The organism is Wolbachia endosymbiont (group B) of Erebia ligea (assembly GCF_947179575.1).
Taxonomy (GTDB): Bacteria; Pseudomonadota; Alphaproteobacteria; order Rickettsiales; family Anaplasmataceae; genus Wolbachia; species Wolbachia pipientis_C.
Genome location: NZ_CAMXBW010000002.1, coordinates 140,130 through 155,503 on the forward strand (window position 1 = coordinate 140,130; position 15,374 = coordinate 155,503).

General features: G+C 33.4%; 15 protein-coding genes, 1 tRNA gene and 3 pseudogenes. 11 read left to right on the forward strand and 8 right to left on the reverse strand.

The genetic code is table 11. The features are described 5' to 3' along the window. Window positions 1-55: 55 nt before the first annotated feature. The 5 genes from OM962_RS01050 to rpsB all read right to left on the reverse strand — a co-directional run bounded on the left by OM962_RS01050 (window position 56) and on the right by rpsB (window position 4,215). Complete coding sequence (locus OM962_RS01050; protein WP_264330533.1) at window positions 56-1,072, reverse strand: substrate-binding domain-containing protein; 1,017 nt, start codon at window positions 1,070-1,072, stop codon at window positions 56-58. A 193-nt stretch (window positions 1,073-1,265) separates the two neighbouring features. Beyond that, entirely contained in the window at window positions 1,266-1,823 is a 558-nt protein-coding gene (gene frr, locus OM962_RS01055; RefSeq protein WP_015588404.1) for a ribosome recycling factor, read from the reverse strand. 7 nt (window positions 1,824-1,830) lie between these two features. Then, a complete protein-coding gene (pyrH, locus tag OM962_RS01060) occupies window positions 1,831-2,574 on the reverse strand; it encodes a UMP kinase (RefSeq protein ID WP_264330534.1) in 744 nt (247 codons plus the stop codon). After that, a complete protein-coding gene (gene tsf / locus OM962_RS01065; protein WP_264330535.1) occupies window positions 2,558-3,403 on the reverse strand; it encodes a translation elongation factor Ts in 846 nt (281 codons plus the stop codon). Before tsf ends, pyrH begins: the two co-directional genes overlap by 17 nt. After that, complete coding sequence (gene rpsB / locus OM962_RS01070; RefSeq protein ID WP_264330536.1) at window positions 3,400-4,215, reverse strand: 30S ribosomal protein S2; 816 nt, start codon at window positions 4,213-4,215, stop codon at window positions 3,400-3,402. The genes tsf and rpsB overlap by 4 nt, the downstream gene beginning before the upstream one ends. Window positions 4,216-4,396: 181 nt before the next feature. Between rpsB and OM962_RS01075 the strand changes: the two genes are divergently transcribed. From OM962_RS01075 to glmS, 3 genes are all read left to right on the forward strand, one after another. Continuing rightward, window positions 4,397-4,473, forward strand: a tRNA-Asp gene (locus OM962_RS01075). A 130-nt stretch (window positions 4,474-4,603) separates the two neighbouring features. After that, entirely contained in the window at window positions 4,604-5,017 is a 414-nt protein-coding gene (gene yajC, locus OM962_RS01080) for a preprotein translocase subunit YajC (protein WP_264330537.1), read from the forward strand. Window positions 5,018-5,025: 8 nt separating this feature from the next. After that, the gene (gene glmS / locus OM962_RS01085) at window positions 5,026-6,837 is read left to right on the forward strand and encodes a glutamine--fructose-6-phosphate transaminase (isomerizing) (protein WP_264330538.1); all 1,812 of its coding nucleotides are present in this window, start codon (window positions 5,026-5,028) and stop codon (window positions 6,835-6,837) included. Between the two features lie 257 nt (window positions 6,838-7,094). On the opposite strand, the pseudogene OM962_RS01090 reads toward glmS, so the two are convergent. Further along, window positions 7,095-7,248, reverse strand: a pseudogene (locus OM962_RS01090) (IS481 family transposase); the annotation flags it as partial. 213 nt (window positions 7,249-7,461) lie between these two features. On the opposite strand from OM962_RS01090, the gene OM962_RS01095 reads away from it, so the two are divergent. Continuing rightward, window positions 7,462-8,208 carry a hypothetical protein gene (locus tag OM962_RS01095; RefSeq protein WP_264330539.1) on the forward strand — a complete coding sequence of 249 codons (747 nt, stop codon included), beginning with the start codon at window positions 7,462-7,464 and terminating at the stop codon, window positions 8,206-8,208. Between the two features lie 227 nt (window positions 8,209-8,435). Then, window positions 8,436-9,485, forward strand: coding sequence for a hypothetical protein (locus OM962_RS01100; RefSeq protein WP_264330540.1), 1,050 nt, complete (start codon window positions 8,436-8,438; stop codon window positions 9,483-9,485). On the opposite strand, the gene OM962_RS01105 is transcribed toward OM962_RS01100, so the two are convergent. After that, window positions 9,475-9,999, reverse strand: a complete 525-nt coding sequence (locus OM962_RS01105; protein ID WP_264330541.1) for a gamma carbonic anhydrase family protein — start codon at window positions 9,997-9,999, stop codon at window positions 9,475-9,477. The two genes, OM962_RS01100 and OM962_RS01105, sit on opposite strands and share 11 nt — an antisense overlap. A gap of 116 nt (window positions 10,000-10,115) precedes the next feature. On the opposite strand from OM962_RS01105, the gene secG reads away from it, so the two are divergent. The 6 genes and pseudogenes from secG to OM962_RS01130 all read left to right on the forward strand — a co-directional run bounded on the left by secG (window position 10,116) and on the right by OM962_RS01130 (window position 14,477). Continuing rightward, window positions 10,116-10,436 (forward strand): preprotein translocase subunit SecG, encoded by a 321-nt coding sequence (gene secG / locus OM962_RS01110; RefSeq protein WP_007302593.1) that lies wholly within the window; start codon window positions 10,116-10,118, stop codon window positions 10,434-10,436. Further along, complete coding sequence (locus tag OM962_RS01115; protein WP_264330542.1) at window positions 10,436-12,043, forward strand: CTP synthase; 1,608 nt, start codon at window positions 10,436-10,438, stop codon at window positions 12,041-12,043. Before secG ends, OM962_RS01115 begins: the two co-directional genes overlap by 1 nt. A 39-nt stretch (window positions 12,044-12,082) precedes the next feature. Continuing rightward, entirely contained in the window at window positions 12,083-12,376 is a 294-nt protein-coding gene (locus OM962_RS01120; RefSeq protein WP_007302591.1) for a hypothetical protein, read from the forward strand. A 17-nt stretch (window positions 12,377-12,393) separates the two neighbouring features. Then, window positions 12,394-12,801 (forward strand): nucleoside deaminase, encoded by a 408-nt coding sequence (locus tag OM962_RS01125; RefSeq protein WP_264330543.1) that lies wholly within the window; start codon window positions 12,394-12,396, stop codon window positions 12,799-12,801. A gap of 73 nt (window positions 12,802-12,874) precedes the next feature. Continuing rightward, window positions 12,875-13,016 (forward strand): annotated as a pseudogene (locus tag OM962_RS07820) (IS3 family transposase); the annotation flags it as partial. A gap of 228 nt (window positions 13,017-13,244) precedes the next feature. Beyond that, a complete protein-coding gene (locus tag OM962_RS01130; protein ID WP_264330447.1) occupies window positions 13,245-14,477 on the forward strand; it encodes an IS256 family transposase in 1,233 nt (410 codons plus the stop codon). Between the two features lie 35 nt (window positions 14,478-14,512). Here OM962_RS01130 and OM962_RS01135 read toward each other — a convergent pair. Further along, window positions 14,513-15,310: pseudogene (locus OM962_RS01135) on the reverse strand (IS66 family transposase); the annotation flags it as partial. Between the last annotated feature and the right edge of the window lie 64 nt (window positions 15,311-15,374).

Consider the following 15,374-nt stretch of genomic DNA (forward strand, 5'->3'; position numbering starts at 1 on the left):
AATTTAAACGTTCTATTTTTAACCTAGTATCCAGAATAAAAAAATATCAAAGTCATCATATTATATCACGAACCTTTTCCAAGACTTTTTTCATATTTTCGCTTGAAAGTGGAATTAAGCCAAGCCTAGATAAATATCCACCTTCAGTACTAATAGAGTCTACAACTTCTCTAATGAATTCCCTTAATCCATCAACAGTATCTAAGTGTTCTTTCTTTATATAAAGATATAAAGGCCTTGCTAACATATACTCCCCCGATGATATATTTTTATAAGTTGGCTCAATTCCTGCGATTGTGCTTCCTTGAATCTCATCTTGGTTTTTCGCTAAAAAGCTGAAGCTAAATATTCCTAAAGCATTTTTATTGCTCTTCAATTTTTGTATTATTATGTTTTCATTAATTCCAACTTCTATATATCTTCCATCATCTCTGATATTACTACATGCTTTCTTTCTTTTTTCTTGGTCTTGATAATTCTCTTTGAAAATCCTTGAGTTCATACATGAATATTGATCAAGCATAATAAAATTAATCAAAGTTTCATGTGTACCTGTATTTTGATGTGGGCCATAGATTTTAATTTCTGTTTTTGGTAGAGCTTGATTTACATCAGACCAAAATTTCTTGTTATTCTTTACTAATCTATCATTGTCTTTAGAATATGAAGATAAAGTTTCAAACAGGTCATTTTTTGTAAAATCAAATCTATGGCTTTGATTTGAATTTGCAATAACAATTCCATCATAGCCAATTATGATCTCTATTACTTCATTCACTTTATTTCTTTTACATAATTCTCTCTCTACTTCCTTCATAGGGCGAGATGAAGTAGTGATATCTGGTGTGCCTTCCCCTATTCCTGAACAAAACATTTTGAACCCTGATCCACTTCCTATCGATTCTACAACTGGAGTTTTAAAGGAAAATATACGGCTGAATTCTTCAGATATAAATGAGATAAAAGGAAAAACAGTTGAAGATCCAACAATTCTGATATATCTTCTGGCATCAACATTTGACAGTGGGATGAGTAATACAAATGCAAAAATAAGGAAAAGGCGTTTCAACATCGTTTTCGCTCAAGAGTGTAAACTTAATTATCGTAATAAAAAATCAAACTGAAAAGCTTTTTTTCTAGATTTCAAAAGGTATAACGATCAAATGTGTGCGTAATGATGAGATCTGAATCACAGCATTCATACAACTGTATCTATATCGAATCCTCTTATGTTTTTCAATACTGAAAAATTCTTTCATATTAACTTAATGATGCAATATATCCTTTTCTTTAATAGATAAGTCATCATCGACTTTTTTTACATTATCATCAGTAATGTTTTGTATTTCCTTTTTGGCAACATGAAAATCATCTTCTGAGATTTCCTTATTTTTCTTCATTTCCTCTATTTCTTCCATAACATCTCTGCGTATATTTCTAATTGCAACTCGTGCATTTTCAGAAAATTGATGCAATAATTTCACTAATTTTTCACGAGTTTCTTGTGTTAAGTCTGGAAGAACTATACGTATAGTATTTCCTTCAACAACAGGATTTAAATTTAGGTTAGCATTGATTATCGCATTTTTCACTTCACCGATAACAGTAGCATCCCAAACTTTAACTGATAGAGTTTTGTTATCTATAGCTGAAACGCCTGCAACTTGGTTCAGTTTTTGATGTCCACCATAGATATTTACAACTATACCATCAAGTAATGATGAGTTAGCTCTACCAGTACGTACACCTTTCATATCATCATGAAAAGACTGAATAGTTTTTAGCATTCTTTCTTTTGTTTTAGCTTTTATTTCGTTTAACATAAATTACCTAATGTTTATAACCTGAGACTATAGTATAAGTACCTTGACCCTTAATAATATCGACCATTTTTTCTCTTTTTAAAGAAAAAACTATAACCGGGATAGAATTCTCACGAGCAAGTGAAATTGCTGATGCATCCATAACTTTTAAATCACGAGTTAGCAAATCTGTATAAGAAAGCCTATCATACATCACAGCATCCTCATTTTTTTTTGGATCAGCAGAATATACACCTCTTACTTGCGTACCTTTTAGAATAACATCACAATTCATTTCAACAGCACGTAAAGCTGCAGCTGTATCTGTGGTAAAAAATGGGTTACCTGTACCTGCTGCAAAAATGACAACTCTACCTTTTTCTAAATGATGAATAGCCTTCCTTCTTATGTAAGGCTCACATATGGTAGTCATAGGTATAGCAGACAACACCCTAGAGACTATAGAGCTTTTTTCTAAAAAATTTTGCAAAATTAAAGCATTAATGACAGTGCCAAGCATTCCAATATAATCACTGCTTGCTCTTTCACAGCCACTTAAAGATGCTGATGCACCACGAAAAATATTCCCACCACCAACAACAATACAAACTTGAACTCCGAGATTACAAACTTCAACTATGTCTTTGGATAGTTTATCTATCACTTCCATATCATGGCCAAACAGCTTTGATCCCATCAAAGCCTCCCCAGAGATTTTGAATAACACTCTGGGGTATTTTACTTCTGAAGTTTTGTTACTTATTTTCACCATCCAAAGTAAGTAACTTATAATTAGCTAATTTAACAGCACTTGATTCTATAAAATCAGCAATCTTCATTTTATCATCTTTTATAAATTTCTGCTCTAGCAGAACAACTTCTTCATAGTATTTAGCCATTCGTCCATCTACTATTTTTTTCGCTACCTCTTCAGGTTTATTTAAGCTCTTTACTTGCTCCTCAATTATAGAACGCTCATTGTTTAATTTTTCTTGATCTAAATCATCTATAGATAAAGCTTCAGGTTTCATAGCAACTACATGCATAGCTATTTGCTTTCCAATCTCTTGTTTATCACCAGATGATTGCAATGCTACTAAAGCACCAATCTTACCTAAGCCATGCATATCACCATGTACATAGCCAGCAATAATCCCATCCTTAGTCTCTAGGTAGCAAAGATTGCTTAACTCTAACTTCTCACCAAGAACCGATGTACCACTCATAATAGCTTCCTGTACTGTACCAACATCTTCATATTTGGCATTTTTTAACTCATCAAGACTAGTACAACGTTCTTGACAAGCAATTGATGCTAAATTTGAAACTAATGCTATGAACTTCTCATTTCTAGCAACAAAATCAGTTTCACAATTGACTTTAACCAATACACCATAATTTCTAGCCAAGCACATAGCAATAAGCCCATCGGAAGCTACTCTATCAGACTTTTTGTCAGCTTTAGCAAATCCTATTGTACGTAACCTATCAACGGCTTTCTTAATATCACCATCACACTCTTCTAACGCTTTCTTACAATCGCTTAAGCCAAGCCCTGTTCTATCGCGTAATTCCCTTATACTACTTGAATCCATCTTCATTTACTTACTATTACCTCCCTTTCTGTTTCAACCTTAATACGCTTCTTTTTAGTTTGCACAATATCCTCTTCTTTTTCTTGAATAAGCTCATCATCCTTAACTCTAGACCTTGTCAAACTAGACTCTATTCCAGCTAATATAGAATCAGCAACTAATTTACAATAGAGCTCTATTGATTTTCTTGAATCATCATTTCCTGGTATAGGATAGGCAATACCATTTGGGTCAGAATTGGTATCAAGTACTCCAACTACAGGAATACCCAGTTTTTTAGCCTCTTTAACCGCTATATGCTCTTTGTTAGTATCAATAATAAATAAAATATCAGGAACTGCTCCCATTTCTCTAATTCCACCCAATTCTTTATCAAGCTTTTTTCTTTTCTTTTCAATGTTTCCTAATTCTTTTTTTGTTAAGATGCTATCTTCATCATTGGATATTTTCTCATATTGTATCAAAGTTTTTATCGAAGAAGAAACAGTGTTCCAATTAGTAAGCATACCACCAAGCCATCGATCATTTACATAATACTGACCACAACGAACTGCTTCACTTGCAACAATATCTAAAGCTTGAAATTTCGTACCAACAAATAAAATGCGACCATCTTGAGATGCAACATCGTATAAAGCTTTCATCGCCGCCTCTAACAATGGTAATGTTTTTCGTAAGTCTATTATGTGTATACGATTCTGTTGATGTATACCATATATATATGGGGCCATTTTCGCATTCCAGCGACTAACTTTATGGCCAAAATGCACACCAGATTCAGCTAAATCACGTATAGTGACTTTAGGCAAATTTGTCATATTTACTCCTCCAAATAGTTTATCCTCCATGGCATAACCCTAACGGGACTACTTGCATAAGCCATGTGTGAAATTAAGTTATTTACATAGTAATAAAAAAGACAAAAAAGCGCAAACAAAAAATATTGACAAGTGGCAACACGTTGATTAGCTTTAAAGTTGCAAACGTTAAAAAGCAATGGGGGGTGTAGCTCAGTTGGTTAGAGCGCATGCCTGTCACGCATGAGGTCGTGAGTTCAAGTCTCATCACTCCCGCCATTACAGCAGAAACACCTTAAAATTCTTTAAGTTTCTTATTAATTTGAATTAATTTCTTTCAGAGACTTGACATGATATTGTAATTGCTGCTTAATCTATTTAATTTTATCGTTAATAATTGGGATTAAATATGTTCATTTCTGAGGTTTTTGCGGCAGATGCGACTAACAATGTATCAGCATCTGTTGCTAGCTTTATTCCACTCATTTTAATATTTGTAGTATTTTATTTTCTCATTATTCGCCCAAATCACAAAAAACTAAAAGAACATAGAAGGATGATAGATCAAATAAAACGTGGTGATACGGTTATTACTTCTAGTGGAATAATAGGTGAAGTAAACAAAGTTGACGAAGTAAATTCACAACTAATACTAGAAATAGCACCAAAAATTGAAATAAAAATCCTAAAGTCTGCTATATCTGAAATCTTAAATAAAGAAATTCAAAAGCCAGTAGCTAAATCTATTGAAAAAAGCAAAGTTGAAAAGAATGGCAAGAAAAATAAACTAGAGGAAAGTAAAAAAGACAAAAATGCTTCATAATTTACGAAGTGTGTGGAATATTAGGTATAGTAAGTAGCGGTGATTCAGTAATACCAACTTTACTAACCGCGTTGCAAAAATTGGAATACAGAGGGTATGACTCTTCAGGTATAGCAATTATAAATAATAGAGGTAAGATAGAAGTCAAAAAATCAGAAGGTAAAGTTGAAAGATTATGTGAAGTTGTTCATGAGAGCAAGATATCTAGTAGCAAAGTTGGTATAGCACATACTCGTTGGGCTACACATGGAGTTCCAAATCTTAAAAATGCTCATCCCATTTATATAAATAATGTTGTTGTTGCTCATAATGGCATAATTGAAAATTACAATATATTAAAAAAGGATCTGGAGGAAAAGGGAGTATCTTTTCATACCGACACTGATACAGAAGTAATACCAAACATATTAACTGCATATCTTAATGAAGGATTGTCACCAGTTGATTCTATATTACAGTGTCTAAACAATTTACAAGGTTCACTTGCTTTGGCTTTATTATTTGCAGAATATCCAGATACTTTATTTGTTGCAAAAAGAAATTTGCCTTTAGCAATAGGATATAACTGTAATAAAGTGTTTGCTGCTTCTGATACTAATACTTTGAATTCATTTGTAGAAAAAATATTGCATTTAGAAGATAATGATATTGCAGTAATAAAATCTAACGAATTCAGTGTATATAATAATGGTATACAAGTTAAACGCAGAACAGAAAATAGCAGTCCAAGAAATTTTCTAATTAGTAAAAATGGTTACCCTAGCTTTATGCTAAAAGAAATTTTTGAGCAACCGTATGCATTAAACAAAACAATAAATCAATTTTATAAACAATATAAAGAAATCAACAAAGAATTATTTTCTGAACTAGGTTACATTACTATAGTTGGATGCGGTTCATCCTATTTTGCTGGACTAATAGCAAAGTGTTGGCTGGAAAGTATTGCTCAAATTCGGGTATATCTAGAAATCTCGTCAGAATTTAGGTATAGCAGCGTCAAGCTCGAAGAAGGTAGTATTGGCTTATTCATTTCTCAATCTGGTGAAACTGCAGATACTATGGAAGCACTACGTTATGCGAGATTGCAGAAACAAATGATCATTAGCATAATTAATACATTTAATAGCAGCATAGAAAAAGCCTCAGATATTGTATTGCATACTCTTGCTGGACCTGAGATTGGTGTTGCTTCGACAAAAACCTTTTCTACGCAGCTTGCAATTTTAGCATGCTTTGCTGTAGAGCTTGGAAAAATAAAAGGTATACTAGGTAGAGAGAGGATAAAGGAACTAAGCGATGCTATTAATTCTATTCCCGAACATGTTGAGCATGTTTTGAATGTGATGGAAATACAACATATATCAGGCAGTATATTAGAGCACAATAATATAATTATAATTGGGAGAGGAAGCTCATATGGAGTTGCAATGGAAGGTGCATTGAAGATAAAAGAGCTTTCATATATCAACACAATTGGTATTGCAGCGGGAGAAATGAAGCACGGTTCTATCGCCTTGATAGACTCTACTGTACTTGTTATCGCAATTATTCCTTACGATAATTTATTCTTTAAAACGCTATCCAATATACAAGAGATTATTGCAAGAAAAGGTAAAGTAATTGCCTTTAGTGATAAGCAAGGAGCACCGCTCTTAAAGGGAATTTGCATAGATGTGGTGCAACTTCCAGAAGTTGACAATTTTGTTTCTCCAATTATCTACAGTGTTGCTATGCAATTTCTTGCTTATTCTATTGCAGAAAAAAAAGGGTTAGATGTAGATTGTCCGAGAAATTTAGCTAAATCTGTCACAGTTGAGTAACTTATTTAAAGTGAGTTGCTAATTAACAGCTCTAATTGTCAGTTATAAATTACTGAATTTTACTAATAAATTCATTAGCCCTCTGCGAAAGAATATGTAACTAATGTAAGGATGAAAGAGGCTAAAATTCACGCCTCAAGTTAACAAGATTTGCCATTATGGTTACCAGACACAACTTAACCTAGCAAGCAAGAATTAACTAACAGAAAAATTGAAAACTAATATCAGTCTCTTAATGTAATGCTACCAATATTTTTCTAAAAAGCAATATGTTTTCTATTCAGAAAAGTCTACATCGCCATAACAATATTTACTAGAATGAGGTCTTGTCTCACTGTAAAAACGCAACCAATGATCAACGTCTATCTGAAGATCTTCTAATGAATTGTAGATTGTTTTACAAAAAAAGAGGAGTAAATGAGAGTTCAGTAACTTGATTATAGAGTTGTACTGCCTTTCCATATTTGAAGCAAGTTGTTATTCTATCTCAAACCATAGCACAAAGTAAATATGGCAATTTATACTAAAATTTTCTGTTTATGAGTTATATTATGTAAAGATACTATTTGACCTTGAGCTTTAAAGATATTATGTAATAGCATTATTTAATATGCGAGGTTTATTATGGTTAAAGTAAGTGCTGGTGAAAACTCAAAAAAGCTTAAAGATGGTAAAAATCAGCCCATATCACCAAAAAAGTTCAAAGGCAGTCAGTCTATGTCACCAAAACGGAGTCAGAATTCTGGTGAAAAGCTATGGAGTGCATTTCACGCATTAATGAACGTAATATCGGAGCTAGAAGAAACAAAGGTTACAGTGGAACTAAAAAAAGACACTGAAATATCAGAAGAACAATTGAATAAAATAATAGCATTAAAAAATCAAGTAGAAGAAGAAACAGAGCAAATAATGATGCCATGTTTCAAGAAAATAATAGTAGAATTGAAAGGAACAAAAATAGAGAAATTGTCTACGGAGCTAAAAAAGCTGGCAGAAGTACAAGGTGAAAAAATACAAGAGTTATGTAAGAGACTAAAATCAGGTACTGGAACAGAAGAAGATCAAAACAAACTCAAGAGAGCAGTAAAAGGATTAGCAAAAGAGTGTTCCAAAGAGCTCACAAATTACGTATCTGATTCAAATTCGATAATGTTGTACACTGCTGTTATTGGTGTTGGTCTTGCTGTTGGACTGATAGCAAATACTATACTTCAGCACACAACTAGACTAAGTATGTTAGCAATAATTATCATAGCTACAGCATCTGCACTCGTAGCTGGTGGTGCTACACACACAACACTAAGACCTAATACTAAAATAGATGAATCAAAAGAAGTCCAAATAAAGAGTTCTCATCACTCACTTTCCTAATCACACTTTAATTCAAACTTTATCAGTTTTATTCAAGTTGCTTCTAAAAGGAGAATATCAATGGTGTTCTCTTTACTGATTTGGTTAAAATGCAGAAAACGCCTATGTCAAAATTTACACAGATGTTAAGTGCTGCCACTAATTCCCAGTTAGTACAATTTGTGTATCTTATTGACATATTTAATTTATTCTGTTACAATTTTTAGTAATTAGGTTGAGGTAAAACAATGAAGAGTTTTAAATGGCTACTTAATCAAGTCAGACTTTCATGGATTAGCTTAATATCAAAAGTAAAGAGCTTTTTTCAAACTAACGATACACATCATCAAACAACTGCTAGCAATGGAAATGACCATACAAAAAAAATAAGTATAGAGAATAAAATAGAAACGAAAGGTAATGAGATTGATTTAGAGGATGAACAGGATGTGTTTGAGGATGCTCTAACAGGAGAAGAGCTAGATGAAGAAGAATTTTTTTATGCTGTTGAAAGTTTTAATGAACAGGAAGTTAATGCTAATAGAGAAAAAAAGGAATATGAAAAAAATAAGTACTATAGTTTACAAGATGGTCTACAAGAAAAAAATGAATTTGATCACACAACGCACACTCTTACACTTGCTTTTGAAATTGAAAAGCCATTTCCAGACTCTGACCTTAGTAAATTTAAATTGTGCGAGCTTAAGCAAAATCGTGGTAAATACACATTTACTCTAGAGGATGACCAGAAAAATCGTATAGAGCTACACTCTGAATACCTTAATATGTATTTTCCTAAGTATTTTGAGAAACACAGAAAAAAAGGAGCATACACTGAACTTTTTTCTCAAGAAGAAAATGGAATTAGCAATGATATTATCATCCCATTAGAAGTTCCAAAAGAGGTAGGGATACTTACTGAAAAATTCGGCCGGATGAACTTCATAAAAGCAAATATACAATCTCAAATACCAGATTTTCCGGGAGATATAAATCTAAAAGATTGTAAAGATCATGTAAACTTCTATCTTAATTCAAATAATACTATATCTCTTTTTCTAACGTCAGCACCGATAAAATTTGCAGCTAAATTATCAGGTACTCCAACAGAAACAAACTGGCCAATAAAGGATATTCTAGTCAGAGGTAGTTTTATTAATCAGCATATTGATAAGCAAACTAGAGTTGAAAAAGTGATTGAGCCTTATATTGATAAGCATTCTATAGTTGAAGAAGCTTTTGAAGTAGTTAACGTAGAATGTGCATCAGAGCTGAAGATTTCTCAACCTAGCATATAGCCTTATATTCTTTCATCAGCATGATATAATTTTGTGCAGATTGTGTAATATGTTTAATTTCCTCATCTGACATTTTTTTGAAGAATTGTGCTGGCCTGCCAGCCCATACTTCACCACTTTTTATCACTTTCCCATGCGTTACCAGTGAGCCAGCAGCTACCATAGCTTCAGACTCCACAATCGCATGATACATTATAACAGAGCCCATACCAATAAATGCTTTATCATGTATCGTGCATGCATGTAACACACAAAAATGTCCAACCGTCACCATACTACCAATAATCGTATCACCGCCTGGATTTCTATCTACATGAATTACGGTGCCATCTTGAATATTCGTTTCATCACCTATTTTGATTGATCCAACATCTCCTCTGATCACACAATTAAACCAGATACTCGCATTCCTTCCTATTTCAACGTTACCTATGATACGCACACCATCTGCGATAAAAGAACTTTCATCCATTTTTGGTTCATAATCTTTGTATTTTAAAATGTGATAGCTCATAATTTAAATAAGGTTTAATACATACTTGGATTCCAGTAGTCAAGTTACTCGGGTAAAGATATTCTTGACTTATGATCCTTATGCTCCTAAAATCTTTATTTTTAGCTCTATTCATAATGTCAGTAACAGTACTTAGTGTACTTCAAATAATATTAGTTGTTGTATTGGTAATTTTAGTGCTCCTGCAGCCACCTGGAAGTAGTTCATTAAGTGGCTTTAGTAATTCACAACAGGGAATGAATTCAATAATTCCGGTAAAGTCTTCTGAAAATCCACTCAGTAGAATAACTTCTATAGTTGCTGGGCTGTTCATTATAAATACACTGTTACTATCAGGATTATGTTCAAAAGATGTACATAAAAAATCAATTGCAGAGAAGATTATATCAGAAAAGAAGCAAGAAGGCCAATCAACTTCTGTTCCATTTGAAAATTAATGAAAGAAACCAAGTTTATCTTTGTTACAGGTGGAGTTGTTTCATCACTTGGTAAGGGTTTAGTTGCTTCAAGTGTGGGAGCACTTCTTCAAGCTCATGGATTCAATGTTCGCATCAGAAAGCTTGACCCATATCTCAACATTGATCCTGGAACAATGAGCCCAGCTCAGCACGGGGAAGTATTTGTTACTGAGGATGGTGCTGAAACTGATTTAGACCTTGGACATTACGAGCGTTTTACTAAAATTAAAGCAACCAAGGACGACAATATAACAACTGGTAAAGTATATAATAAATTATTAAAGAAGGAAAGGTGTGGTGATTATCTAGGCAAAACTGTGCAAATCATTCCTCATGTGACAGATTTAATCAAATCTTTCATTTTTAATGGTACAGAAGATTTAGATTTTGTAATATGCGAAATAGGCGGAACCGTAGGTGATATTGAAAGCCAACCGTTTTTGGAAGCTATACGCCAAGTTAATTATAAACTAGGAAAGCAAAAAGTTATCCTTATTCACTTAACTTTAATACCATACCTCACTGCAGCACAAGAATTAAAGACAAAACCGACACAGCATTCAGTTCGAGAGTTAAACTCTGCGGGGTTACAACCAGATATTATATTATGTCGCAGTGAAAAAGAAATTTCCGATAATCAAAAAGAAAAGATAGCCAATCTTTGCAATGTTTCTTTATCTAACGTAATACCTGCTCCTGATGTAAACCATATATACGAGTTACCGTCCTTGTATAATCAATGTGGGCTCGGGACACAAATTTTGGATCACTTTCACTTAAGTAAGCCAAAACCAAGCTTACCTGAATGGGACCAAATAGTACACTCTATGAGACATCCAACACAAGAAGTTATCGTTTCCATAGTAGGAAAATATACTGAATTTCCTGACGCATATAAATCACTGATTGAAGCATTAAACCATGGTGCAATTAGTAATAAAGCTAGAGTGAAGATAAATTGGGTCAACTCAAGAGAAGAGAATGGAAAATCTATAGATGCAAAGTTTATCAGAGAAAAATTACAAAGCTCTAATTCAGTCCTTGTTCCAGGAGGATTTGGTGATAATGGAATAGAAGGTAAAATATTAGCAATAAACTATGCCCGTGTAAATAACATTCCTTTTTTAGGAATATGTCTTGGTATGCAGCTTGCAGTGATTGAATTTGCTCGTAACGTTATTAAGCTTGAAGATGTACACTCTGAAGAATTTTATACTTGCAAACACCCAATCATCAAGCTCGCTGATGGTAAGAACGTTGATCTTGGTGGAACCATGAGACTTGGAACATACAAGTGTAATATAAGTCCAAATTCAAAAATGGCAAATGTGTATAGTAGTGTCACTATTTCAGAAAGACACAGACACAGATATATAGTCAATTTAGATTATAAAAATAACTTAGAAGAGAATGGAATGATATGCAGTGGTATATCAGAAGATAAAACATGCATAGAGGCAGTGGAGCTAAAAAATCACTCATGGTTTATTGGTGTGCAATTTCATCCAGAATTTCAATCAAGACCATTGTCTCCTCATCCTCTCTTTACATCATTTATTAAGGCAGCTATTGACAATAGAGTTTAATAGAACTGAATAAACTATATTCTAATAGAGAGGTAAAAAATGTTACTAAGAAATAGTAAAGATAGCATTACATATGGATCTGCGACCTTCGAGGAATTGAATAGGCATGTAGAACAAATAATATATAAATTAGAGGAGGATCAAATTATAGAGGATATAATGGAAGAAGTAGTTGTAGCTATAAACGAACTAAAATCGGTAGAAGAAATAAAAAAATATTTAAAGCGAGAAATAGATAGCCTTGTAAAAAGGACAATAGTCCTTAGTGAATTCTATAACCTAGAAAAAATAGAAAAGCCAAGAAAAGAAAATTATATTTACCCAAGCACCTAATGTTTAAGTACCAATACATGGAACTTGCCATAGAGCAAGCAAAACTTGCTCAGAAAGATGGCGAAGTGCCAATAGGTGCTGTAATAGTTAATGGAAACAATATCATCTCCTCTGCACACAATATATCTAATGATCCAACTGCACATGCAGAAATGTTAACAATTAAACAAGCATTTTCAACTTCCACGCTTTATGAAGCTGAAATGTACGTAACGTTAGAGCCGTGCCCGATGTGCGCTCAAGCTATCTCTTTTGCAAAAATTAAACGTCTGTACTTCGGGGCTTACAATCCCAAAGGTGGAGGAGTTGAAAACGGCACTAGAATATTTCAATTCTGTAACCACATACCTGAAGTTTATGGTGGAATATTAGAAACAAAATGTTCTCTTTTATTAAAAGATTTCTTTGAGAAATTGAGAACTTAGTTTAAGATGTGTGAGATTGTTTCAATATTTTTTGAGTAAAATCTGTATTATAACTCTTTCGTATATTTGACCAATCTGCTCATGCAACGTACATAAGGGATGTTATTACGATAACTCCGTTGCAGAAAAGTTTACTCAAAAGGGAGCTTCTTATTGATACTTCTCAACGTTCTGTTCAGCAAACTAGAACTTCCATATTTGAATACGTAGAAATTAGATTTCTTGCACTACTGGAATTTAAAGAGTTTCAGCGCGTAACGCTGGAATCTAGATTTTCTTGCTAAATCCCAGACTGGCTGGTTATGCAAAAAATCTATTTTTTATCATAAATAACTTAAATATTATATTATAAACTCTGCTAAATTTATTCTCGGGAACGTTCAAAAAAGTGTGTCAAACCGAGAAGTAAAGTAATAAATTGATATAAAAAATGGAGGTTTGATATGAGTCAAGCAAATAGAACTAATGGGTTGGTAGATTATAAAGAATTAGAAACAAATATCCTGTCATCTATACGAGAAGGAAAACCATTGACAGGAAAAGATGGAGCATTAACACCGTTTATAAAAAGGTTGCTAGAGGCAAGTCTGGAAGGTGAAATAGAAAACCACATGTCAGCTAAAAGTGAAGAAAATAACCGAAGAAATGGGAGAAACGCAAAAACTTTACGCACGAGTGGAGGCTCATTTGAGCTGCTAACACCAAGAGATAGGGAGGGAAGTTTTGAACCACAAATAGTTAGAAAAAGGCAAACAAGCCTACATCCAGAACTTGAAGCAAAGGTATTAAGTACATACGCCAGTGGCATGGGATACAGAGACATAGCTTCACACGTTGAGGAAATATATGACCACAAAATATCAGCAGCAGAGATATCCAGTATTACTGATAAACTGCTACCAATAATCAATGAATGGCGCAGCCGTCCACTGCAATCAGTATATCCAATAGTGTTCATGGATGGCATGTTTTTTAAGGTTAAGGAGGATGGACATTGTGTAAGCAAGTGTATGTATAACATATTAGGCATAGATCAAAATGGCAGAAAAGAAGTATTAGGTTTTTATTTGGCTGAAAGTGAGGGAGCTAATTTCTGGTTGGGAGTGCTAAATGACCTCAAAGAAAGAGGAGTAGAAGATATTCTAATTGCCTGCATTGATGGGCTAAAAAGCTTTTCTACAGCTATAAATAGTATATTTCCTAAAGCAGAAGTACAACTATGTATAGTGCATCAGATAAGGAATTCACTGAAATATGTATCTAGCAAAGATGTAAAAGTTTTCATGAATGATTTGAAAAAAATATATCGTGCTTCAAGTAAAGAAATTGCCGAAAATTATTTGCTTGAACTGGAGGAAAAATGGGGCGAAAAGTATCCATTAGTCATAAAATCTTGGCAGAATAATTGGGAAAATTTGTCCAGTTATTTTAAGTATTCAGGTCCTGTTAGGAGGCTAATTTATACCACTAATCCTATTGAGGGACTGCACAGACAGATTAGAAAATTTACTAAAACCAAAGGCTCATTTACTAATACAAATGCCTTGTATAAACAGGTATATTGTGCTATAAAAAAAGTAGAGCAAAAATGGGCTATGGCTTTACCTAATTGGGCTTTAACTATATCTCAACTTGATATCTTTTTTCCTGATAGATTAAAAATTGAGTTGAATTAAAAATACGGTTTGACACACTTTTTTGAACGTTCCCCACTATTCTTTAAAAATTTCATTCCTCTTGTATCTGCTAACTTCATAAGACTTGCTTTATTGTTGGCAAACATCCAGCACCATCCCAATTTGCCTTTGTTGTAGTGACTGGTTTCATCAATATGCAAAATTTCGCTTGCTTTTATTTCTTCCTCTATTTGTTCATAGGCTTCTTTACATTTTGACGAAACCCTTGCTTCACTATTGGACACACTACCAACACTTATACTCATGTTAAAGATGTCTTTCATAATATTCGCTATTTCTCGCTTTGAATTCTTATAAAACCCACTTAGTGATGCAACTACTGACTTAACTCTAGGACCAAAGGTATCCGGTGTAACTCCTTCTGGTAATTTGCTACTCCTTCTTTTTCCGCATTTACGACAGCGACCATGTTCTAATTGATACTCAACTACGTAAGGCTTAATTTCTGGTAAATCAACTTTTTGATAGACATATGGTTTTTCCGATATTGCGATTTCTTCACCACACTCGCATCTATTTGGTAACTCTACCTTCACCACCTCATCTGCTTCCATTTTAGCTCGGCAATTCCCCTTATGTCCAACTTGACCACCTATCTTCCTGCCGCCCTCTGACTTATCTTCTGGTGTGTCTTTTTTTATTTTGTACAGCTCTTTTGAACTTGGTAAAGATGAATTCCTTGAGTTTAAGCCGAGTCTCTCTCTTAGTTCAGCATTCTCTATTTCTAAGATTTTATTTTTTTCTTCAATCTTTGCTACTTTCTGCTCTAAGTTTTTACATAACTCTACAATACTGATCAACAATTGAAGCATCTAGCCTTACTTTACTATCAACATTTTGTGTTATTACTACTTTAATATATTATGTCAATTGTTT